The sequence below is a fragment of the uncultured Erythrobacter sp. genome, assembly GCF_947502395.1.
In the GTDB taxonomy this organism is placed as follows: domain Bacteria; phylum Pseudomonadota; class Alphaproteobacteria; order Sphingomonadales; family Sphingomonadaceae; genus Erythrobacter.
Genome location: NZ_CANMZM010000003.1, coordinates 822,838 through 844,790 on the forward strand (window position 1 = coordinate 822,838; position 21,953 = coordinate 844,790).

16 protein-coding genes and 1 tRNA gene are annotated in these 21,953 nt (G+C 57.2%); 3 read left to right on the forward strand and 14 right to left on the reverse strand.

The window, feature by feature from the left end:
* The first annotated feature begins 78 nt into the window (after positions 1–78).
* Positions 79–2,448 carry an EAL domain-containing protein gene (locus Q0778_RS15180; RefSeq protein WP_298337220.1) on the forward strand — a complete coding sequence of 790 codons (2,370 nt, stop codon included), beginning with the start codon at positions 79–81 and terminating at the stop codon, positions 2,446–2,448.
* A 9-nt stretch (positions 2,449–2,457) separates the two neighbouring features.
* On the opposite strand, the gene purQ is transcribed toward Q0778_RS15180, so the two are convergent.
* The 10 genes from purQ to infA all read right to left on the reverse strand — a co-directional run bounded on the left by purQ (position 2,458) and on the right by infA (position 11,207).
* Positions 2,458–3,147 (reverse strand): phosphoribosylformylglycinamidine synthase subunit PurQ, encoded by a 690-nt coding sequence (purQ, locus tag Q0778_RS15185; protein ID WP_298302098.1) that lies wholly within the window; start codon positions 3,145–3,147, stop codon positions 2,458–2,460.
* Positions 3,147–3,398 (reverse strand): phosphoribosylformylglycinamidine synthase subunit PurS, encoded by a 252-nt coding sequence (gene purS / locus Q0778_RS15190; RefSeq protein WP_298337226.1) that lies wholly within the window; start codon positions 3,396–3,398, stop codon positions 3,147–3,149. Before purS ends, purQ begins: the two co-directional genes overlap by 1 nt.
* Before the next feature lie 227 nt (positions 3,399–3,625).
* Positions 3,626–6,538, reverse strand: a complete 2,913-nt coding sequence (locus Q0778_RS15195) for an insulinase family protein (RefSeq protein ID WP_298337229.1) — start codon at positions 6,536–6,538, stop codon at positions 3,626–3,628.
* A 96-nt stretch (positions 6,539–6,634) separates the two neighbouring features.
* Positions 6,635–8,044: a caspase family protein gene (locus tag Q0778_RS15200; protein ID WP_298302108.1), complete on the reverse strand. Its 1,410-nt coding sequence runs from the start codon at positions 8,042–8,044 to the stop codon at positions 6,635–6,637.
* Between the two features lie 173 nt (positions 8,045–8,217).
* Positions 8,218–9,021, reverse strand: a complete 804-nt coding sequence (purC, locus tag Q0778_RS15205) for a phosphoribosylaminoimidazolesuccinocarboxamide synthase (RefSeq protein WP_298302112.1) — start codon at positions 9,019–9,021, stop codon at positions 8,218–8,220.
* A gap of 28 nt (positions 9,022–9,049) precedes the next feature.
* Positions 9,050–9,124, reverse strand: a tRNA-Phe gene (locus Q0778_RS15210).
* A 115-nt stretch (positions 9,125–9,239) separates the two neighbouring features.
* Positions 9,240–9,425, reverse strand: coding sequence for a DNA gyrase inhibitor YacG (gene yacG / locus Q0778_RS15215; RefSeq protein ID WP_298302114.1), 186 nt, complete (start codon positions 9,423–9,425; stop codon positions 9,240–9,242).
* Positions 9,422–10,384 (reverse strand): ribonuclease, encoded by a 963-nt coding sequence (locus Q0778_RS15220; RefSeq protein WP_298337231.1) that lies wholly within the window; start codon positions 10,382–10,384, stop codon positions 9,422–9,424. Before Q0778_RS15220 ends, yacG begins: the two co-directional genes overlap by 4 nt.
* Positions 10,377–10,949, reverse strand: a complete 573-nt coding sequence (locus Q0778_RS15225; RefSeq protein WP_298337237.1) for a Maf family nucleotide pyrophosphatase — start codon at positions 10,947–10,949, stop codon at positions 10,377–10,379. The genes Q0778_RS15220 and Q0778_RS15225 overlap by 8 nt, the downstream gene beginning before the upstream one ends.
* 12 nt (positions 10,950–10,961) lie before the next feature.
* On the reverse strand, positions 10,962–11,207 hold the full coding sequence (gene infA / locus Q0778_RS15230) for a translation initiation factor IF-1 (protein ID WP_007163491.1): 246 nt from the start codon (positions 11,205–11,207) through the stop codon (positions 10,962–10,964).
* A 239-nt stretch (positions 11,208–11,446) separates the two neighbouring features.
* Here infA and Q0778_RS15235 point away from each other — a divergent pair, with 239 nt between their 5' ends.
* Positions 11,447–14,605 (forward strand): hypothetical protein, encoded by a 3,159-nt coding sequence (locus tag Q0778_RS15235; RefSeq protein WP_298337240.1) that lies wholly within the window; start codon positions 11,447–11,449, stop codon positions 14,603–14,605.
* Between the two features lie 10 nt (positions 14,606–14,615).
* Here Q0778_RS15235 and Q0778_RS15240 read toward each other — a convergent pair whose 3' ends face one another.
* The 3 genes from Q0778_RS15240 to Q0778_RS15250 all read right to left on the reverse strand — a co-directional run bounded on the left by Q0778_RS15240 (position 14,616) and on the right by Q0778_RS15250 (position 18,454).
* Positions 14,616–15,482 (reverse strand): alpha/beta fold hydrolase, encoded by an 867-nt coding sequence (locus Q0778_RS15240; RefSeq protein ID WP_298337243.1) that lies wholly within the window; start codon positions 15,480–15,482, stop codon positions 14,616–14,618.
* Positions 15,482–17,113, reverse strand: coding sequence for a wax ester/triacylglycerol synthase family O-acyltransferase (locus Q0778_RS15245; RefSeq protein ID WP_298337246.1), 1,632 nt, complete (start codon positions 17,111–17,113; stop codon positions 15,482–15,484). Before Q0778_RS15245 ends, Q0778_RS15240 begins: the two co-directional genes overlap by 1 nt.
* Positions 17,114–17,263: 150 nt before the next feature.
* Complete coding sequence (locus Q0778_RS15250; protein WP_298337248.1) at positions 17,264–18,454, reverse strand: NAD(P)/FAD-dependent oxidoreductase; 1,191 nt, start codon at positions 18,452–18,454, stop codon at positions 17,264–17,266.
* Positions 18,455–18,518: 64 nt separating this feature from the next.
* On the opposite strand from Q0778_RS15250, the gene uvrC reads away from it, so the two are divergent.
* Complete coding sequence (gene uvrC / locus Q0778_RS15255; RefSeq protein WP_298337251.1) at positions 18,519–20,462, forward strand: excinuclease ABC subunit UvrC; 1,944 nt, start codon at positions 18,519–18,521, stop codon at positions 20,460–20,462.
* Positions 20,463–20,500: 38 nt separating this feature from the next.
* On the opposite strand, the gene Q0778_RS15260 is transcribed toward uvrC, so the two are convergent.
* Positions 20,501–21,874: a hypothetical protein gene (locus tag Q0778_RS15260; RefSeq protein ID WP_298337254.1), complete on the reverse strand. Its 1,374-nt coding sequence runs from the start codon at positions 21,872–21,874 to the stop codon at positions 20,501–20,503.
* Positions 21,875–21,953: the final 79 nt, after the last annotated feature.

The following is a 21,953-nucleotide window of genomic DNA, read 5'->3' on the forward strand; positions in this document are numbered from 1 at the left end:
ACTTTCGCGCTAAAGAATTGTTTGGCGAACCTCCACGGCTTTACCGTGTCATAACCTTTGCGGGTTAACCACGTACGCGTGAGCGACCAAAACACCATCACTGCACCTTCCGTCGAGGAAGAATTGCCAGTCTCAGCTGTTCTGGGTCTTTCCGACAAAGAACGGGCAGATTGGCCGCGTTTGCGTGGACTTGAACAGCAGGATCTCAGTCGGCTCACGTTCCACCGTGCCTACGCTCATGCGTTGCTCGCACTATTTGTGGCTCAGATGTATCTGAGTGTTGTCGAACCGATTTGGATTGGTGCTTGGTTCGCAGCGCTGATAAGCGTCCAGTTCTACGGGATGCGATCTGATCGCAGTCATCAGGGCAATCCAGAGAAAGGTGTGAGCCATTCTCAGTATCGCACACACTCGATGATGACGATCACCTCCGCCGTGCTGTGGTTGGTGCCGCTCCTCGGATTTGCACCCTATGGGCCGCGTGAAAGCGCCATTACCATCATGATCATCATCGGTTTGCTCATGGCAGGCCGGGTCTATTTCTATACGACAACCCCGTTCAATATGGTGATTGCAACCGCCATCAATGGACTTGGGACTTCAATTCCATTCATAGCCGCCGGGGACTGGGCAGTGGTGGGTGGCATCCTTCTGTTCACGATTTGCACGATGCTGGGCGCAGTTGAAGTTGGCCGGGCGCATATGAACGCTCGCATCGCCGAAAGCGTCATCGCCGAAAAGGAAGAAGTTGTTTCGCTCCTCCTGCGAGAGTTTGAAGAGAATGAGGCAGACTGGCTCTGGGAGATTGATACCCGGCGGCGTTTGCAATCGGTCAGTCCACGCTTCGCTTTTGCGCTCAATGCGTCAGACGCAGAGGTGGAGGGTAAACCGCTCTTGGCGCTTATCGCAGGTTCCAAATGGGAAAGCGGCGATTTCCCGCCCAGTCTCCACGAACTGGCTGAAAAGCTTCGTAACCGGGAGAATTTCTCAAACCTGTTCGTACAGGTCTCCATCAAGGGCGTGGATCGTTGGTGGGAGCTGTCAGGCACGCCTATTCGGGATGAGCGAGGCAAATTTACGGGATTCCGCGGCGTTGGATCGGATGTTACCGAACAGCGAGAATCCTCTGAGAAGATCGAATATCTTGCTCGTTATGACACTCTGACATCGCTACCCAATAGGCTTATGCTAACGGAAGCTTTGGGTGATGCGCTTGAATATGCCCAGCATTGGCGCACCCGATGCGCGATGATGATGATCGACCTCGACCGGTTCAAGGCCGTGAACGATTCGCTTGGTCATATGACTGGCGATAAATTGCTCGCACAGGTTTCGGTGCGGCTTCAGGCTCTGATGGGCGAGAATGCGATCATCGGGCGTCTTGGTGGCGATGAGTTTGCCGTCGTGATTCGAGATGCGAGCGATCTCAACTACCTCCAGACACTTGGACAGCGCGTCATCTCCACTCTGTCTGAACCCTATAAGGTCGATAATCATACGCTGTATGTGGGTGCGAGCGTTGGCTCAGCCATCGGCCCGCGAGATGGGAACACGGTCGAAGAGTTGATGCGCAACGCTGACCTGGCCCTTTATCGGGCCAAGGATGCAGGCGGCGGTGAGCACTGCCGCTTTGAGCCCAATCTCCATGCTTCAGCGGAAGAGCGTCGCCAGCTTGAAGTGTCTTTGCGCAACGCGCTCGGGCTCAACGAGTTTGTTTTGCACTATCAGCCGGTCGTTGATGCACGCAGTGGGAATATCGTGAGCTTTGAGGCGCTTGTGCGCTGGAACAGCTCTGAGCATGGCTTTGTCAGCCCGGGCAAGTTTATCCCGCTCGCCGAAGACACACGCCTGATTGTGCCGATCGGAAAATGGGTGCTTCGTCAGGCCTGTTTCGAGGCGCGCAATTGGCCCGACCATGTGAAGGTCAACGTCAATGTATCGCCTGAACAGCTACTTGAACCTGACTTCCATCAAGAAGTGGTCGATGCTCTGTCCGCGACTGGTCTGAGGCCAGAGCGGCTTGAGATCGAGGTGACCGAGAGCATCTTTATGCGTGATGCAAGCATAGCGCGAAACGCCCTCGAGCAGGCGATGGCGCTGGGTTGCTCGATTGCACTTGATGATTTCGGGACGGGGTACTCCTCACTCGGATATCTGCGCAAATTGCGCTTCTCGACGATCAAGGTCGACCGGACCTTTGTTCAAGGTGCCTCACAAGGAAGCAGCGAAAGCCTTGCAATCATCAATGCCGTTGTCGCGATGGCGAAAAGCCTCGATATGAGCACAACCGCAGAAGGGGTGGAAAGCGCAGAAGAGGCCGAGCTGATCCGCAGTCTGGGTTGCGACAAGATTCAGGGCTTCTATTTCGGACGACCCATGGCATGCGAAGAAGCACGGCGCCTGTTTAACAACAAAAACGGTACGGGGCCGAAAAGGCTGAGAGCTTAAGGTTGGGACTTAGGCAGCGACGAGGCTGCGGATCACATTCTCGAACAAGCCGCGGCCATCTTTTCCACCAAGCGACCGATGCGCAGCGGGTTCAATCGCACGTTCGGGGTGCGGCATCATACCGAGAACACGTCCATTTGCGCTAAGCACTCCGGCGATATTGCGGCGTGAACCATTCACGTCCTTAAGATAGCGAAAGGCGACACGGCCTTCAGCTTCGAGCGCATCGAGAGTGGCTTCGTCGGCAAAGTAATTTCCATCGTGGTGCGCGACAGGGATGCGCAATTGCTGCCCAGCCTCAAACCCTTGGGTGAAGACTGAAGCAGTGTTGGCAACTTCCAAATCGACAGTGCGACACACAAAAGTCTGGCCTGCATTGCGCATAAGAGCGCCAGGCAAAAGGCCGCTTTCGGTCAGCACCTGAAACCCATTGCACACGCCTAGCACCGGAACACCGCGCTCGGCTGCATTGATGACCGCGCGCAAGACCGGACTGCGGGCTGCCATTGCGCCGGAGCGCAGATAGTCGCCGTAGGAGAATCCACCGGGCAAGGCGATGAAGTCTAAACCATCGGGAAGCTTGGCATCGCCGTGCCATATCCGGATCGCCGGCACACCCGAGACAGCCTCAAGCGCTACCGCCATATCGCGGTCGCAATTGGAGCCGGGGAAGGTAACAACGCCTGCTCGAAAACCCATCAGGCGGGTTCCTTCGCATCACCGAGGCGTTCGATCGCGTAATCCTCAATCACCATATTGGCGAGCAATTGCTCGCACATCTTGGTGAGAGTTTCATCCGTCGTGCCCTCTGCCACATCCATTTCGATCATCCGGCCGATGCGCACATCTTCCACGCCTTCAAAGCCGAGACCATCAAGCGAATGATGCACCGCGCGCCCCTGCGGATCCAGCACACCGGGCTTGAGACGAACAAGGATGCGGACTTTCATGGGACGGTTTACCTCGCGCTGAGACTGGACTCGAGCACGCGTATAGCGTTTCGCTCGTCGTGCGCAATCGTGTGGATCGGCGCAATCACCCACGGCATCGGCCGGCAGGGGGCCCAATGGTGGGCTCTTGGGGACGAGGGGCTTGGGAAATCACGTGAATCCGATTAGCTTTTCTGAGACAGGGGGGATGCAAATGACCCCTTGTAAGGCTGGCAGGAGGCGATCTGTCAGCCTTTATCTTGCATCTCATCTGATTGCGCGATGATGTCGTCATCGGACGAATCCGAATCCGGCAGAACCAGAAACTCGACTGCGTTTTCAGGCTGAAGATATTGCTGAGCTACCTTGCTTAAATCCTCCGCCGTAATGGCGCGGAGCGTCTCAGGCCCTTTGAACCAGCGTTCAAGCCTGTGGTTTTCACTCTGCGCTCTGTCGGCTAGCTGCACCCATCCGCCAAGTGATTTGAGCGCATTGTCGTAGGCTTCAAGCAAGGGTTGGCGCGCCCGTTGGATCAGGTCGGGATCAATCGGCTTCTCGCGCAAGTCCGTGACCATTGCGGCGATGGCACTTCGGGCGGCATTCACTTCACTTACTTCAAGCGAAGCGGTGAGCGTGAAAGTGCCATACCCCGGATAAACATTACTCATTGAGCTTGAGGCGGTGGGTGAATAGGCTTGACCAAGCTCTTCACGAAGGCGGTCTGTGAGTTCGATTCGGACCATTCGTGCGAGCAAAGAGAGACTCATCTCTTCGACAAAGCTGCTGTCATCATTGGTCGGCCACACCATTCGCACCAATGCCTGATCAGCTTCGCCTTCGTGGGTGAGTATTTGCTGCCTACGGTTAGAGGTGAACTCGCGTGTGCGTGCCTCCTCGCGGACTCGGAATTCCGGTTCGCGCGCAGGCAATGCGCCCAGAGTCGCGGCAACAGCCGTGATGGCTACGTCTTCATCAAAATCACCTACCAGTGAAAGTTCTATCGCTCCCGCAGTGAGCCGGTCGCTGATCGCCCGATCAAGGCTATCATAGTCGAGCGCAAAGAAGGCTTCACGCGGCTGTAGGCTGAAGCGCGGATCGCCGTCCGAAAGGATTGCGCCAGCTGCATTTCCGTAAGCGCGAAAGGGGGTGGCATTGAGAGCTTCAAAAAAGTTATCGATTCCACGCCTGAACTGCTCGATCCCCTCAACGCGATAACCCGGATCGGTAAGGGCGGCGGTGAGCAATTGCATTTGAAGGCCAAGGTCGCGCGGCGTGGTTGCCCCAGTGAAGCTAAACGCATCCGCGGTGTTGGATGCGCTAAAGTCGACGCTCCGTCCGGCAAGGATTGTCTGCAATTCATCCCGGCTGTGCTTGCCTAACCCTCCGGCAGACAGCGAGCCGATCAAATAGGTGCGCAAGGGATCTTCGCGTGTGTTCAAAAGCGAGCCGCCATCGAGCAGCAATCGATAGGCGATACGATCTTCGCGAATATCAGTGGTCTTGAGCGTCAGCCGCACATTGTTGGCAAAGGTGATGTAGCGAAAACCCAGTCGCTCATCGCGCGCATCCAGCATGACCTGTCCCGGCGGACCAAAATCGGTGTAGGCGAAGGCTTTGTTGCCCATGTCTTGCATTGGTGCAATGGGCAGGGCCATCGCTTCTGCAAATGTCGCTCGCAAGGCGTCCACGCCGCCTTCAGGCCTGTTCCGACCCTGGAAACGGATCAGCGGGGCATCAACTGAGATCAGCCTATTGCGAAATGCACTGAGCACCATTTCGGGTGTGATCTCGCTCTCAAACTCTCTGAAAAGTGAGAGTTGGAAATCCGGAGTGGTCGGCACACTGTCGTCGGACACGAGGTTGAGCGCAGCGCTGGCAAAGAGGCTGTTCGACCGTGTTTCAGCGCCCGCTACCCGGTTGTTGAGCGCGGTGCGGATATTGGCGAGTTGTTCATCCACCTCGGATGGGGTGAAGCCATAGACTGCCGACTCATGCACGCTTTGCACCGCGGCAAGCATTGCCTCGCGCCATTTGCCGTCTTCGCTTGCCAATGAGAGTGTGTTGGTGCGCGCATCTTCGAAGATCGAGCCTTCTGAAAAGCGCGCTGCACGAAATGGCGCATCGGCGGAGCGCGCCAAGCGAGCCAAACGTCTACGAATTATCCCGAAGGCAATCCCGCGAAGGAACCCTTCCTTGCGCACCGCGATTGTATCGGGTTCATCAATATAGGGCGCGAGCATGGTTACGGTGAGGCTCTCAGATAGCGCGGGATCAAGGAAAACATCGCTTTCGCCCTCGCGGGTGATATCAACCGGACCGCTCACTGGATCAGATGGGGCAGCAGCAGGTGCCCAATCGGAAAAGTGCGATCTTATCGCCGCCTCCATTGCCGCGACTGGGAAATCTCCGACTATGACAATGACTGTGTTGGAAGGTGTGTAGGTGCGTTCATAGAGCCCGCGAAGATCCGCTGCTGTCGCGTTCTCGATCACTTCCAGAGTACCAATTGGTAGGCGCTGTGTGTAGCGCGCGCCGGGTGAGATGAACTCAAACCCATCCTCTCTCGCGCGCTGCGAAAACCCTCGACGATCTCGCCGCTCGGCCAGTATCACGCCGCGCTCACGTTCAACCGCATCGGGCGCAATCGTAAGCTCGCTCGCCGTTTCGCGCATCAGCATCATCGCAGTGTCGAGCAGCTCGGCATCATTGCGCGGAAGATCGAGCATATAGGTGATTGCTTCGAAACCAGTCGATGCATTGGTGTCCGCGCCAAAGGCCAATCCTTCGCGTTCGAGCAGGGGGATCATCTCGCCTTCGGGAATATTGGTCGAGCCGTTGAAGGCCATATGTTCCAGAAAATGGGAGAGGCCGCGCTCACTATCGGTCTCATCCAGTGATCCAGAATCGATCCGCATTCGTACAAGTGCGGTGCCCTCGGGCGTTGCGTTTTCACGCAGGATGTAGCGCATTCCGTTTTCAAGCTTACCGAACACAAATCCCGGATCGACCGGCACGTCGCTGGTTTCAAACGGCCAATCTGGTTCTGCGGATTTGGCCTCGCTTGCATCAGATGCGGCACTTTGGGCAAGCAGCGGGGCACCGTGGGCAAGTGGCGAAAGCAGGAGTAGAGCAACGGCGACAGCGCGGTTTGCAAAATTCATTCGGTTATTGCGTCTCTCAATCTTCTTTTCCAGAAAGCCAGCTTAGAGGGTTAATCGCGTTTGTCAGGTGGAATCTTATTCCCGCGGAATGAACGCTCAATCGCCCGACATTGCCGGAAGCTCTTCCTCAAGAGTAGCCGGGTCATCAAGCGCTTCGCGAATGAGCACAAATTCAACCGGGAACGGAAAGGTTGAGACCTTCACGCCAAGGTTTCCATCTGCCCGCAAAGTGAGCTGTGCATCGCCATTCAATAGAATATCGCGGCCAAGATAGCTCCCTGCAGCCTCGCGCCTCATATCGGTCATGGTGACCTGCTCAGGCTCCACCCGGAAAAGCAGAGCGTGGTTCCATCCATCGACAGCGAAGGCGCGTCCGCGCTCGATCCGCAGGCGCTTGTCATTGGTGGAAATGCGCCACACGCCATCAATCGGCAAAGGCGCGCCAAGGTCGATTGCATAGCGGCCGGGAAGGGCGGCCCCTAGGGATATGATCCAGGGTTTGTCACTGTTGAGCTCTCCGCCGGTCGCCGTGGGATCGAGCAATTGCGCGATGTTGGCCTTGGCAAAGCTTGCATAAGCACCTTCAGGAAATTGCGTGAGATATGCGCGATAGGACTGCACACTGTCTTGTGCGAGGGCCTCTAGCCACACTTTCTCGTTGAGCAATGTATGCTCAGCCGCCGTAATGCCTCGGCCAGCTGCGATGGCATCGGTGGCGCTGGCGAAATTGACCAGTTCGGGCTGTCCATTGTTTGAGGGGCTGGAGGAATTGAGCGAGGCGAGCCACTGCATTTGCGTATCTGGACCGTCCACCAGAAACAGAGGCTGCCCGGTCATCGATGCTGAGATGAAAGGCCGCTGTTCGCCGTCGGTCGCCTCCAGCACATCATCGCGGACCATCCCGCCGAGCAATTGTACCGGTAGGCCCGGCTGCACAATCCGGCGTGCCAGCGCGAGAGCAAACGGTGAGTTTCCATCTGCCCCATCAAAGGCAAAGGCTCCGGGCGCTGCGGCGTAGATCACCAGCATGTCGTCTACTTCCAGTGGGGCGAGCCCGCGCGAGATGCTGCGATTGTCACCCTGCCAGCGGCTTGCGAACGGGTTGTTGCGGCAGGCATCAAGGATGGCGATACGCAGTCTTGCACCTTCAAGCGTATCGAGCACGCGGCCAAGCTCTATCGCTTCGAAAGGCATGTCCTTCTCCGCAGCGAGAGTGGCGCTGGTCGGGAGAAGCCAGTTGCGACCTTTGCTCTCAACCCCATGCCCAGCGTAATAGACTAGCGCTGCATCCGCTCCGTCGGCAAGCTCGCGAAAATCGCGAAGCTTTGCCATGAATTCCGGCTGGTCTAGGTTGCTGGCGAGTTCGACCGTGTCGAAGCCAATCTGGCGCAGGGCTCCTGCCACCAGAACGCTATCAGCCTCAGGATTGGCGAGTTGAGAGGTGTGTTCATAGTCGGAATTGGCAATGACGAGCGCAACCTTTTGCGCCCAGGCCGTGCCTGGCATGGCGCAATACAGTGCCGCCAAAAACACCCAAATCCTCAATAAGGCTCTCAATGCCATTCCCCCCTAGTCACGCGAGGATAGGCGATGCGCAGCGCGCGTCTAGCCCTAACCCTCAGGCTCGGGATTGACGGTACAGAGAGGCGATGAATGCGCCCTGAGTTATTGACCAGTTGCTATTTCTTGACTGGCGGCGTGCCGCGTAGGCGTGAGCGATGGCTGGACATATCCAACACTTCGCCCGGGCCAGTATCTTCCTGCTGTAGCAGGCCAAGGCGACGAGCAACTTCGCGGTAGGCTTCTTCCTCGCCGCCCATGTCGCGGCGGAAGCGGTCTTTATCGAGCTTTTCGCCGGACGCCATGTCCCAAAGTCGGCAGCCATCGGGGCTAATCTCGTCTGCAAGGATCACCCGGCTGAAATCACCATCGAAGAGGCGGCCAAATTCCAACTTGAAATCCACCAAGCGAATATCGATGCCAGCAAACATGCCGCAAAGGAAATCATTGATGCGGATCGCCATGGAAGAAATGTCCTGCATCTCCTCAGGGCTCGCCCAGTTGAAGCAGGCGATGTGCTCCTCCGCAATCAGCGGGTCGCCAAGCGAATCATCTTTGTAGTAATACTCGATCAGCGTGTGGGGGAGGGGCTCACCCTCTTCGAGACCCAGGCGCTTGCAGATCGAACCCGCCGCAACATTGCGCAAGACCACTTCGATCGGAATGATCTCGACCTGCCTTACCAATTGCTCGCGCATATTCAGGCGGCGGATGAAGTGTGTGGGGATGCCAATATGCGAAAGGCGGGTGAAGACATGCTCGCTAATGCGATTGTTGATCACGCCTTTGCCGTTGATCGTGCCCTTTTTCTCCGCGTTAAACGCGGTCGCATCGTCCTTGAAGTATTGGATGAGCGTGCCTGGCTCAGGACCCTCATAAAGGATCTTGGCCTTGCCTTCGTAGATTTTGGAGCGGCGGGACATGCGTGATGAGTTCCCTTATCTTTCAGCGTGGTGCCCGGGGGCGGAATCGAACCACCGACACGCGGATTTTCAATCCGCTGCTCTACCCCTGAGCTACCCGGGCATTCGCTGCAGCGACGAGGCTAAATAGGCACCCCGGCGAGCAAATGAGAGCGGCGCTATGGCGTGGCTTTGGCGACTTGGCAAGAGGGAAAAGCGGTGGATTTCCGGTTTTGCGATTATTCTTGGCTCTCCCAATCGATGCGCGCGATTTGCTCGGGGTCCACTGGCTCGCCCGGAACAGCGTATCCATCACCAAACCACTGTGCCAGATCGCGGTCCTTGCAGCGTTGCGAGCAGAAGGGTGTGAACTCCTTCGTGCGGGCGCGTTTGCAGATAGGGCAGGGCTTTGCAGATTTGGTCATTGAGACAGGATTTGCGCACTCGGCGCTTCAAGCGCAAGAGCCGGATTGGTCTCTATCCGCACTTCGCGCCCTGTTCGCCTGGCCAGTTCGTCGAGCCATTCGGGCTTGAGTTTGGCCTTAAGTGCAGGGTGAACGCTAAGGAGCAGGGTGGGGCCGATGCCTTCTGCCCTCTCAGCCACTCGTAACGCGAAACGTGCGCACATGCCGGTTCGCGAGGTTGCAAATCGGTGGAGCAGTGATGGTCTTTCCAATCGTGCGACGATTTGGACAAAGCCAAAACCGTTCATTGCCGTGCGCTCGTGGGGCCAGTCTTCGAGCGTCTCTGCCAAAGCAGCATCGACGGCGCGACGATCAACCTTTGCTTCAAGACTAGGGAAATCGATCCCGATATTGCCGCCCAAATCAAACCAATGAAGCGCCTTGGCGATGGTAGGAATAGCAGCAAGGGCGAGTTCGCGTGGGGACAAGTCACCGTCCACATCCACCACCGTCATGCCCGGCGTGACAGCGCACAGAATCTGCCCGCCGGCAAATGGGATCGCACCGGAAGATGCAGCGTGCCAGACCTCCTCCCATGCGCCTGTGTCAAAGCGATGCATTGATGAGCCATGGTCGGCAGGCTCTTCGCCCCCACCATCGCGGACCCAGCGCGTTTGTGGGAGTTTCAATCGGCCTCGCTCGGCAATGGCTGCACGGGTGATGCGAACTTGTCCGGTAAGCCCCTCGGTGGCTTCGCGCGGCAGTTGGTCCACCAATGCCTCTCGTCCGTTCTCAAGGGTCACCGTGCCGCGTTTGGCGCCGCTTGCCTTGTGGGAGAGCTGAGCCTTGTGGACCTCGCCTGCGGTGAGTTCGCCGGGCCATTGGATCTTGGCGGCGATGATTTCGCCCGCGTCGGTAAGGAGCTTACGGGTTTCACCGATACCCTCTTCGACCAGCCACTCTGAGTTTGGGCTAGGCAATGTCAAACCCCGCCGCTTTCAGCAGCGCACGCGTTTCATAAAGCGGCAGGCCCATCACGCCCGAATGGCTGCCTTTCATCCATTGGATAAGCGCCTCGGCTTGGCCCTGGATCGCATAGCCGCCAGCCTTGCCGCGCCATTCGTCGCTAGCGATGTAACCGTCGATTTCTTCGCGAGAGAGGTTCTTGAACCGCACCACATTCTCATTCAGGCGCTCGCGGGAAGACCCATCGGGAGCACGCAGTATTACGCTGGAGAGCACCACATGCCGTCGCCCGGAAAGCAGCTTGAGGCAATCGCGCGCCTCGTTCTCTTCCTCAGTCTTGGGCAATATTCTGCGGCCAGCAGCTACCACTGTGTCACCAGCGAGCACAAATCCCGGCGCGGCAACTGCCAGCGCCTTCTCTCGCCCCATGCGCAAGGCATAGTCGCGTGGGCGCTCATCTTTGAGAGGGGTTTCATCAATCTCGGCGGGTGTCACCGCGTCGGGCACGATGCTAAGGCGCGCCAAAAGGTCTCGCCGTCGGGGCGATGCTGAGGCCAATGTCAGATGAGGCGCGCTCATAGGCGCACCGAATTATTGCGGGCCGGGACCGCCGCGGCCCGGCATAAAGCGATAGGTGATGCGGGCTTTGGTAAGGTCATATGGCGTCAGCTCGCAGAGCACTTCGTCACCCACGAGCACGCGGATACGGTTCTTGCGCATCTTGCCGGCCGTGTGACCCAGCACTTCGTGGCCGTTCTCAAGCTCTACCCGGAACATCGCATTGGGCAGCAGCTCGACGACGCGCCCGCGCATTTCGAGAAGTTCTTCTTTGGCCATGTAATTCCTGTTTCTTGTTTCTCTGCCGCGACAAGGTGAATGCCGCTGGCTGTTTATCGTCTTGCGCGCGCCGTTTAGCGATGGTGAGAACAAAATGGAAGCCTCGTGCGTTAATGGCGCAAATCGCATCAAAATGAGCGACTTCTGCATCACAATCTAAGGCGCATTCGTTCCTGCTGGTGCAAACCGATACAAAGAGCCGCATTGTTGAGCGGTGAAAACTCTTCAAAAGGGCCAGAATGAACGTCTCTCGTGCATTTCGATCTGCAGCCTTGGCGGGCGTTGCCACTTGCGTGTTCATTGCTCAGCCGTCGTCGGCCCAAGATTCTGAAACTTCTGCAGACCAGTCCTCGAAGGCTTCTGAAGGGAGTGGTTCGAGCGACAATGCTGGCACAATCATCGTTGAAGGACAGAGACTTCGCGGGCAGCTTGACGTTGAGCAGGCCCCTATTCTGGAGCTAGGCGAGGAGGAAATCGCAGCGGAAGGCGTCGCATCGATTGCCGATCTTGTGACGCAAATCAGCGCACAGACAGGCTCATCGCGCGGTCGAGGCGGAAGCGGGCGGCCCATCATCCTTGTAAACGGTATTCGGCCGGGATCATTCCGCGAGCTTTTCCAGTACCCGCCAGAAGCGCTCAACCGGGTGGAAGTCTTTCCGGAAGAGGTGGCGCAACGCTTTGGTTTTTCGCCTGATCGCCGCGTTATCAACCTTATTCTGAAGGACAACTATCGCAACGCGGAGGTTGAATTCGAGTTCGAAGGGCCCTCACGCGGCGGCAATTATACCCGCGAACAGGAGCTAGGCTTCCTTCAGATCACCAATGGCGCGCGAGCGAATGTCAATCTGGAAGCAAATGATACCTCGCTCCTGACCGAGGATGAGCGCGATATCCTCCAGACACCCGGATCAATTTCAGACATTGCGGGCGATCCTGGTCAAGCGCCTTTTCGATCGCTGATTTCAGATAGTAGAGCCCTTGAAGCCAATGTCAGCTGGGCAAAAGCGTTCCTCGACAGCGGGACGGCTGTGTCCGCCAACGTATTCTATGAACGCCGCGATGCCCGCGCTCTCCAAGGGCTCAATACGGTTTTGCTGACAGATGCAGCGGGCAATAGCGCACTTCGCACTTTCGGTGAAGAAACGCCGATTGAACAGACCGTTGCTATTGATACGTTCTCCGCGTCAGGATCGGTCAACACCCCAGTCAACGCATTCCGGCTAACGTCGACTTTCGATGCCAGTTTGAGCGAGTCTGAAACGCGGTTCGATCAATTGTTCGACGCAAGTGACCTTGTGGCTTCTGCTTTGACCGGTGATTTGGCGATTGATGCGGCGCTCCCTTCGAGCATTCAAACCGGTTTCGATGTTGCAAATCGGCGCACGATCACGGCAGAAACGCTCACCACCTTGCGCGGGCCACTTGCCTATCTGCCTGGGGGGGAGCTCAATGCGACTTTTGACATTGGCGGAAACTGGCAACGCATCGAAAGCGCTGACACCAGGACGCAAATCGATGTGGGGCTTACGCGCCGCGTCGCGACCATCGGCACCAATCTCAACATTCCGATCACCAGCCGCCGCGAAGGTTTCGCGGATGCGCTGGGCAGTTTCACGCTCAACCTCAACTTGCGCGCAAGCGATCTGTCAGATTTCGGAACCTTGGGAAGCTACACCGCTGGTCTGACCTGGGCTCCCTTTGGTAATCTCGACTTGTCCGCGACGTACATTGAGCGCGAAGTTGCCCCTTCGCTCAACGCATTAGGCGATCCGCAGATCGTCAACTTCAATATTCCAGTTTTTGATTTTGTGAATGGTGAAACGGTGCTCGCCGATGTCACCACAGGCGGCAATCCGGACCTGATTGCTGAAACCCAGCGCGATTGGAAATTCGCCGCCAATTGGGAGCTTCCCTTCTGGCAAGGCGCGCGTTTTCAGGTCGAATATATCCGCAACCGGTCCGATGATGTGGTGAGCGCATTTCCTCAGATCACTCAGGAGATCGAAGCCGCTTTTCCTGATCGCATCACGCGCGATGCTGGCGGCACTTTGATTGCTCTGGACCGTCGGCAGGTAACATTCGCAGAGACGCGGGCAGACCGGCTTAATTTCAGCCTCAACCTTCGAGGTACGATTGGTGGCGGACAGCGAGGCGGGCCCCCCGGTGCGCGTGGCGGGAGGCCTGGCGGTGGTGGTGGCCCTCCTCCCGGAGCGGGCCGTGGAAGGCTGAGCGGAGGACCGCCTGCTGCAGCCGCTGCGAGCCAAAGAGAAGGTCGCCGTGCGGCCTTTATGCAGTTCCGTGAACGAATTTGCGCCGCTGACGGCCTTGAAGTGCTCACGCGCCTAGCCAACGCGATTGCGAGGGGTGAGGATGTGTCAGCGATCATTCCTGGCGGCGGCTCGCCGCGCTTGATGCGCATGGTGGAACGCATGAAGGGCGAGGATGGTCAGATTGATCCCGAACGCCTCGCCGCGATGCGTAACCGCATTTGCAATATGGATCCTTCCGCCATGCGAGACGGACCGCAAGCTGGTCCTCCCGGTGCGGCACCTGGTGATAGGCCCTCTGGTGCCCCCGGCGGTCCACCCGCTGGCGCTATGGGTGAAGGCTTCGCCGCCTTCCGAATGCTTGTTTGCGCCGAGGATGGAGAAGCCAAGCTCCGCGCGCTTGTGGCCCGGATTGATCGCGGTGAGGATATCTCTGATACGATCCCCGGATTTGACCCGAATATGGCTGGCTTCATGATTGATCGCCTGCGCGGCGAGGATGGAGAGCTTTCATCGGAGCGCATCGCCGGGATTCGTGCACGGTTCTGCAACGCTGATGGCGAGGGAACTGCTCAAGGCAGGCCAGGTGGCGGTGCCTCACGCGGCGGACCTCCGGGCCGAGGCTTCAACCCGCTCGCCCGCCGCAATTTCTCCGGCTTCCGCTATTTTGTGTCGCTCAACCACACGATCGAGCTCGACAACGAAATCTTGATTGCGCCGGGCCTGACCCCGCTCGACCAATTGGATGGGGAATCCACCAATGCCTTTGGTCTGCCACGCCACACCGCCCGGCTTGAAGCAGGGATATTCGGGCAAGGAGTAGGGATGCGGCTATCGGGCCGCTACACAGGCTCCACCCGTCTCGATGGATCGGGTTTGCCGGGCAGCACGGCCATCTTCTTCAACGATCTGGCCACCTTTGATCTTCGTCTGTTCGCCAACATCGATGAGCTTACCGGCAGCGAAAGCCCGATCCTTAAGAACGTCAGGGTCTCCCTGCGGGCCGACAATATTTTCGACGGTCAGCTAAGGGTCGTTGACGAGAGCGGTGACACGCCGATCAACTTCCAACCGTTCCTTATCGATCCAGTCGGGCGTTTTATCGGGATCGACATACGGAAGCTGTTCTAAAGCCCGGCAGTCAGACCCAGCCATCTGTGAGCTTGGGGAACATCCAGCTCTGGTAGGGGGATGCTTCGAACGGTGCCCACTCTCCCTCGGCCTGTGCCAGACGGTCGGCCATGGCAATCATCACGCTTGGGTTTACGCCTAACCCAAGGTGGCTTGCGAACACGCGGATGTTCTCGGTCGGAGCGCCGCTCCCCTTCTCAGGGTCTTGCACACTCCCGCGCCAGTGAACCACACCATCGGTTTTGGTTAGGATTGAGGTCGTCGGGACCGGGGGAGCGATGTCGAGGCCGAGGAATTGCCCATCGCGAATTTCCTCAGGCTCATTGCCATTAAAGAATTCGAACAGGCGCGAGGCGTTGGTATGCGCGCGATCGTCGGTGATCGGGCTGCCAAGGCTCATCACAAGGCGAACCTTATCGGGCCGCAATTTTGCTAGCTCTCGAGCCAAAACGCCACCAAGACTCCAGCCGATAAGCGAGACTTTGCGCCCGCTTTCATCAAATAGCCGATCAAGCTGATCTTCTAATTTCTGAATCAGTTCTTCGTTCACTCGGACATTGCGGCCCGAGTCCCAGCCATGCGCATCATAGCCAAGGCTCTTCAATAGCCGACGCATGGGGCCGGTTGAGTTGTTTGTGGCCATAAAGCCGGGCAACGTCATGACGCTGTGGCCATCACCCTTGGGTAATGTGCTCAAATAGGCTCTTGAAGCGAAAAACGCGCCGAACTCGAAGACAGCGCGTCCCTCTGACAATGCCAGCAAGGGATGCGGTGCGCGCGCAGTTGGCACGGGAACTTCGTTCCATGACCTTTCATCGTCGACCACGATACTTCCCGGCATAGGTGGGAAATCGCGAAAGGTGGGTAAGCTCGCCATTATTTGCTCTCCTCAGCGATGCGCTTTGCCGACGCTTTGGCCGGCTTGCGTTTGGCCGGAGATCCCTTTCTGGCCTTGCTGGTTGTTGGTTTGGCAGCCGATTTGCGTGCTGCCGCTTTACTTGTGGTTTTCTTCGCTGTTGCGGACCTGTTGGTTACAGTTTTGCTCCCGGCTTGCTTGCGCTTTGGCTTAGCAGGGGGTGCCTTGGCTGCCACCACTTCAACCGCCTTTGCGGCTGTCAACATCTCATCAAAGCTGTCTTTCAGGCACTGTGAGTAAAACTCAGGATCGGGCATGATATCGCGGCATGCGGTGAAGCTGATATAGGCTTCGTCGCAATAGGATTGCACCACGTGAGCAAGGCCAAGGCCATCGGTGAGGCAGATCAGCGACAGCGCCATGCTCTCCATCTTTGCGCCGGCCGAATAGATCGGGATAGGCGGGCCGGGCACATTGGTCACAACCGTGTTGAATGGCATAGCGAGCTTATGCGCGATGCTGATCCGGCCAAACAATTGCGCGCCCAACGCCATGTAAAGGAGCGGATTGACCTTGGAAACTTCGGTCATGGTGCGTGCGCCGATTGCATTGGTCATCGCTTTGGAGTTGCTGGTGCGGCCAAAGACGAAAGCGAGACGCTCTGCCGGGTCTGAGATGTGCGTACCCAAAGGCGCAATCATGGCGGAGACCTGATTGCCCATATCGCTTTTCTCGTCTGAAGAGCGCACCGATATCGGCGCCATGGCGGTCATGGTTGCTTTGGGAAGATCGTTCTTCGCGGTCAGATATTTGTGCAGCGCTCCACCAATAATTGCGAGCGCAACATCGTTGACCTTGGTGTTAAGGTCCGGTGCAAGCGCGCGGATCGCCTTGAAATCTTTCAGCGGGAAGCGCTGTCCCTCAACCACACGGTGCGAGGAGATGGATTTGTTGAAGCGCGTGCGAGGTGGCACATAATCGCTTGTCACCTTGAATTCGCTTGTGATCAGCCCCTTGATCGCATTGGCGACACCCGGGACAGCTTGCGCCGCGACTTTTGCCTGTTTCAACGGGTTGATCAGACCGTTGATGTAAGACTTGCCGAGCAGCTCCATCGGACCCGGGATCTTCTCCGGCTTCCAATCATCGGGCTTGTTTGGTGGAGGCGCATGAGGGGCGAGGGTGTGGATCGCCTCCATCAGGTCAATTCCGCTCATCCCATCGATTGCGGCATGGTGCACCTTGGTCACGAAGGCGAAACAGCCTGGCGGATACCCTGGCACATTGTCGAGCCCCTCGACCACGGTAAACTCCCAAGGCGGCCTGTTTAGATCGAGCGGCCGGGCATGAATTCGCGCGGTCTGGATACACAACTGCCGCCAATCACCCGGTTTCGGCAAGGCCACATGGCGCAGGTGATACTCCAGATCGAAATCCGGGTCCTCGATCCAATATGGATAGTCGAGATCGAACGGTACGCGCACCAAACGCTGGCGCATGGTCTTGGACAGCTGTAAACGACTGCGGAAGAATTCAAGAATGTCTTTGAACCGGACAAACCCGCCCGGAGCTGTTTCAGGATTATAAATCAGCAGATTGCCGATATGCATTGGCGAATTGGGCGATTCCATCGCCACAAAGGATGAATCCATGCCCTGCAACTGCTGCAAAAGGTCTCTCCTCGTACCCTGATCTGACTTGGCCTTATGAGCGACCATTAACGACTAGGCTAGGCAGATATGTCACGGGATACAACCTGACGTTCACGTCAGGCGCTGAGTTATTGCAAAATTGATGCAGCCTTATTTATGGCCAAGGGCCTCTGCACAGGCGACCCCGCTCGCCCATGCCCATTGAAAATTGTAGCCGCCAAGCCACCCGGTGACATCCACCGCTTCTCCGATAACGTAGAGCCCGGGAACGCTCTTCGCCTCCATGGTTTTGCTCGAAAGTTCGTTTGTGGAGATGCCGCCGATAGTGACCTCTGCCTTGGCAAAACCCTCTGTGCCGGAGGGAGTAAAGCGCCAATCCGCGAGTTTCTGGCCCGCCGCTCTAAGCGTCTTGTCCGAGATATTGCCCAGTTCCGTATCAATTCCTAATCGTTCAGCCAGTGCGTCTGCCAAGCGGTCTGGAAGATGCTCTCGAAGGGCGGATTTGAGGCCAGCACGAGGACGATCGCGTTTGAGCTCCAGCAGCCAATCGACGTCGGCCTGTGGCAGGAATGTGATCCCAACTTCTTCACCCGGGTGCCAGTAGGACGAGATTTGCAAGATCGCGGGGCCAGAAAGCCCTTTGTGGGTGAAAAGTGCGGCTTCATCGAAGCTGGCTTTCCGCTTGCCGTTGCCAGCGCGAGCGGTGACGGGGGCGGAAACCCCCGACAGTTCCCGGAATAGAACGTCTTCTCCGCCAAGGGTGAGTGGAACAAGGGCAGGGCGGGGCTCGACGACTTTGAGGCCGAATTGCCGCGCGAGATCGTAGGCAAAACCGGTCGCACCCATCTTGGGGATGGATGGGCCGCCGCTTGCGATGACCAATCGGGGAGCGGTGAAGTTTTGGCCTGAAGCAGAAACAGCGAATGCGTCTCCATCTTTCACCACTGCGCTCACAAAGGCGTCGCAAAGGATGTCAACGCTTTCCCCACACTCATCGAGAAGCATCTGAACGATCTGCTTGGCTGACCCATCGCAAAAGAGCTGTCCCAGGGTTTTTTCATGCCACGCAATGCCGTGAGCATTGACGAGTTCGATGAAATCTTGCGGGGTGTAGCGGGCGAGTGCCGACTTGGCGAAATGCGGATTGTCGGAAAGGTAGTTGGCAGGCCCGGCATCCACATTGGTGAAGTTGCAGCGCCCACCGCCGGAAATCAGGATCTTCTTGCCGGGCTTATCGGCCTTCTCAAGCACTACGACGCGAAGGCCGCGCTTGCCGGCTTGGGCTGCACACATCAGGCCTGCGGCGCCAGCGCCAAGAATGATTGCGTCGTAATGCTCCATTTCCCGCCGATAGGGGTTCGCTCACACATTGCCAATGGCCGGGTGCTGGCCCTATCTAGGCCGCATGCCGAATGCGAAAGCCGGAAGTCCCCACAACCCCGATGGTGCTGAGCGCTTTAACGAGGAGCGAGCGGCCTACACGGTGGCCCGCGCGCAACCCAATTTGGAAGCGGGGGTTGCGGCGATCCGCGAGGTGGTTGCGACACTCAAGCCAATACCCGGTGTCTACCGCATGCTCGATGCGCGGGGCGATGTGCTTTATGTCGGCAAGGCGCGCAGCTTAAAGGCGCGGGTGGTGAACTACACTCAGGTCAACCAGCTGACCAATCGGCTCCAGCGCATGGTCTCACAGTGTCGGTCTATGGAGATTGTGACCACCAATTCCGAGGCTGAGGCGCTTCTGCTCGAGGCGCAGTTAATCAAAAGGTATCGCCCGCCTTTCAACGTGTTGCTGCGCGATGATAAGAGCTTTCCTTTCATCCTCCTGCGCGCTGATCATGAGTTTCCGCGTATCCATAAGCACCGCGGCGCAAGGCGGGCGAAGGGGAATTACTATGGCCCCTTTGCGAGCGCGGGCAGCGTCAACACCACACTTAATGCACTTGAGAAGCTCTTTCTTCTAAGGTCTTGTACAGACAGCTTTTTCAACAATCGCAACCGGCCCTGTTTACTTTATCAGATCAAGCGGTGTTCGGCTCCATGTGTGGGCCGGATCAGCGGGGAGGACTACGCGGCGCTGGTGGGGCAAGCCAAGGACTTCCTCGCGGGCAAATCCTCCAAGGTTCAGGCTGACCTTGAAAAGCAAATGGCCAAAGCTGCCGAAGGCTTGGACTTTGAAACGGCCGCGATTTTGCGCGACCGCCTGCGCGCTGCGACTTTCATCCAGGGCTCTCAAGCGATCAATGCGAAGAGCGTGGGTGATGCCGATGTCTTCGCGCTTCGGTCCAACGGCGGGCAGATGTGTGTGCAGGCTTTCTTCATCCGTGGTGGACAGAACTGGGGGCATCGTGCCTTCTTCCCTAGCCATGTGAAGGATGTGGAAGAGGACCAGGTCCTCGCCAATGTGATGCTGCAGTTTTATGAAGAAGTGCCGCCGCCGCCCAATGTTTTGGTGGATCGGAAGCTGCTTGAAACCGAATTGATCGAGGCCGCTCTCTCTGAGCTTGCCGAGAAGAAAGTTGCGATTTCCATCCCCCAACGCGGAGACCGCCGCAAGCTTATGGCGCAGGCCGAGCGCAATGCCGTAGAGGCGCTCGAAAGGCGGCTCGCTGAGAGCGGAACCAAAGCCAAAGTCCAGCGCGAGCTTGCCGAATTCCTCGAGTTGGGTGAGCCACCCAAGCGTATTGAAGTTTACGATAACAGCCACATCCAAGGCGCAAAGGCGGTGGGCGCGATGGTTGTCGCCTCGCCCGAGGGCTTCGAAAAGTCACAATACCGCAAGTTCAACATCAAGTCCGCTCAGACCAATGACGACTTTGCGATGATGCGCGAGGTGATGGAGCGGCGCTTTACGCGTGCGATGAAGGATGACCCCGACCGTGAACGTGAAGGGGTTTGGCCTGATCTCGTGCTGGTTGATGGAGGGAAGGGACAGCTTTCCAGCGTGATGGAGGTACTGGGCGAGCTCGGCATCGAAGACCTACCAGTGATCGGCATCGCGAAGGGCCCGCATCATGGTCGCGAAGGGCGCGAGATATTCCACTTCCCGGACGGGCGCGAGAAAATGCTCCCAACCAATTCGCCCGTGCTGTTTTACGCGCAGAACCTGCGGGATGAAGTCCACCGGTATGTCATTGGCGCCCACCGCGCCAAACGTTCCAAGGCGATCACAGCCTCGCCGCTGGATGAGATCCCAGGCATTGGCCCGGCCCGCAAGCGCGCGCTGCTCCTCCATTTCGGCACGGCGAGCAAGGTGCGAGCGGCCGCACTCGAAGACCTACAACGCGCGCCGGGTGTTAGTGACGCTGTGGCGCGCACGATCTATGATTTCTATCATGCGGGGGGATGAGGGATGCAAAGCAACATGCGTTAGCTTTGCGCATCACTCTATCGTTCAAGAACGGGAAAACTCCTCAATCCCCAGACACCACGTGCCCGTTTGCCACCGTCCTTCATTTGCACTTCTGCCGTTCCACATGCGCTGCTCATGGCATCAGAGACAGGCGCGAGTTCAGGCATCCCGTCAATGGCAGCTGCAACAATTAGCCTTGTGTCTGTATCGTTAAAGCCTGCCTCGAAAACCCCGTTTGCGATGCTTCTGCAGAACCGCAGCAGGGTCGCGTCGCGCGCTTCCTCTGCATCTGTATCGGCCGCCGGATTGTCGCGAAAATCGTCTGAAGCGAGGAAATCCTTGTACCATTGCTGATCGTTGATGAATTGTTGCACCGTTTTGTTGGCGGCCATTTCAAATGCAAGGATCGACCCAGTTGTCGGATCAGTCGAAGAGCCCTGGGTGCAGAGATCTCTCGTGCTGAACATGGAGGTTCGTGGACAGGCTAGGCTTAGCCAATATGAAAGGTAAATCGGATCCCGATTTCGGGTTAATCTGCTGCCGTTTGTCGAGCGTGGGTTGCGGTTATGTGAGGTGATTTCAAAAGGCAGTTGGATGATGATTTGGATTCGCCGGTTTTTGTACCAGCTATCGAGGTTGAAACCATCCTCTACCGTCTCATCGAAACTCCTGTCGAACAGCGACCCCCCTATCTCGTTGATGGCATTTGATGTCTTTGTGAGCTGTTCCGCGTTGATCGAGGTCAACAGCGTTGATGAGGGAGCAACCAGTTTCACGGCATCTTGAACGGCCTGAAGAACTTCTACTGCTCCGGTATAACTTGTGCGAAACGAGTGTTGGGCGCGCGCCTTCACATTCAATGTTGTATTTGAATTGACCCTGAAGAATGTCTGATCGAGTCCGTTATTCCGAATATTTGTCGTATATTCAACGCCGTTCTCTCCTTCCTCATTGTATTTAAAGCTGGCGAGAGCGATCGGAATGCTGACCGTTGGCGCGGCCATTTCTATCTGAAGTGAATGCGATGTTTCGATTACGCGGTCGGAGAAGAGACGGGCAATCCAGCCCCTGCCTTCGAGCGAATAGACCCGCTGACCGTCGTAGTGAAAGATGGCACCAGGCTCTACCACCCAGCGAGTGTAATTGCCTGCTAATGGGTGCTTATCCTCAGCAAGATTAGCCGTCTCGCAAACATTCGTCGAGATGTATCCCGTAGCGCGGAAGCCATTTTGTAGATTGGCATAAGAAGTCGAGGTGTTGTTGCTCTCTGCGGTGGCGTTGCACAGTGCTGTAGCTTCGCTATCCACCCCCCGACTGCCCACTTCCGCAGGCTCCGCGGACAATGGTTGATGAATAAGAGTAAACAGGATCGAAAAGCTAAAAATCTTTATTGATTGAGGCTTTCCCATAAATCTCCCCTGGAAAGAAAAGCATATCTCTCCATGAGTATATCGAGAGAGCAGTGTATTGCAACGCAAATTCAAGCTC

Coding starts and splice junctions, on each gene's coding strand:
- purQ (WP_298302098.1), bottom strand. CDS start 3,147: ATGGGTTTTCGAGCAGGCGTTGTTACCTTCCCCGGCTCCAATTGCGAC.
- purC (WP_298302112.1), bottom strand. CDS start 9,021: ATGTCCCGCCGCTCCAAAATCTACGAAGGCAAGGCCAAGATCCTTTAT.
- purS (WP_298337226.1), bottom strand. CDS start 3,398: ATGAAAGTCCGCATCCTTGTTCGTCTCAAGCCCGGTGTGCTGGATCCG.
- Q0778_RS15200 (WP_298302108.1), bottom strand. CDS start 8,044: ATGCCAGGCACGGCCTGGGCGCAAAAGGTTGCGCTCGTCATTGCCAAT.
- Q0778_RS15195 (WP_298337229.1), bottom strand. CDS start 6,538: ATGAATTTTGCAAACCGCGCTGTCGCCGTTGCTCTACTCCTGCTTTCG.
- Q0778_RS15225 (WP_298337237.1), bottom strand. CDS start 10,949: ATGAGCGCGCCTCATCTGACATTGGCCTCAGCATCGCCCCGACGGCGA.
- infA (WP_007163491.1), bottom strand. CDS start 11,207: ATGGCCAAAGAAGAACTTCTCGAAATGCGCGGGCGCGTCGTCGAGCTG.
- Q0778_RS15260 (WP_298337254.1), bottom strand. CDS start 21,874: ATGGGAAAGCCTCAATCAATAAAGATTTTTAGCTTTTCGATCCTGTTT.
- yacG (WP_298302114.1), bottom strand. CDS start 9,425: ATGACCAAATCTGCAAAGCCCTGCCCTATCTGCAAACGCGCCCGCACG.
- Q0778_RS15235 (WP_298337240.1), top strand. CDS start 11,447: ATGAACGTCTCTCGTGCATTTCGATCTGCAGCCTTGGCGGGCGTTGCC.
- Q0778_RS15245 (WP_298337246.1), bottom strand. CDS start 17,113: ATGGATTCATCCTTTGTGGCGATGGAATCGCCCAATTCGCCAATGCAT.
- uvrC (WP_298337251.1), top strand. CDS start 18,519: ATGCCGAATGCGAAAGCCGGAAGTCCCCACAACCCCGATGGTGCTGAG.
- Q0778_RS15240 (WP_298337243.1), bottom strand. CDS start 15,482: ATGGCGAGCTTACCCACCTTTCGCGATTTCCCACCTATGCCGGGAAGT.
- Q0778_RS15250 (WP_298337248.1), bottom strand. CDS start 18,454: ATGGAGCATTACGACGCAATCATTCTTGGCGCTGGCGCCGCAGGCCTG.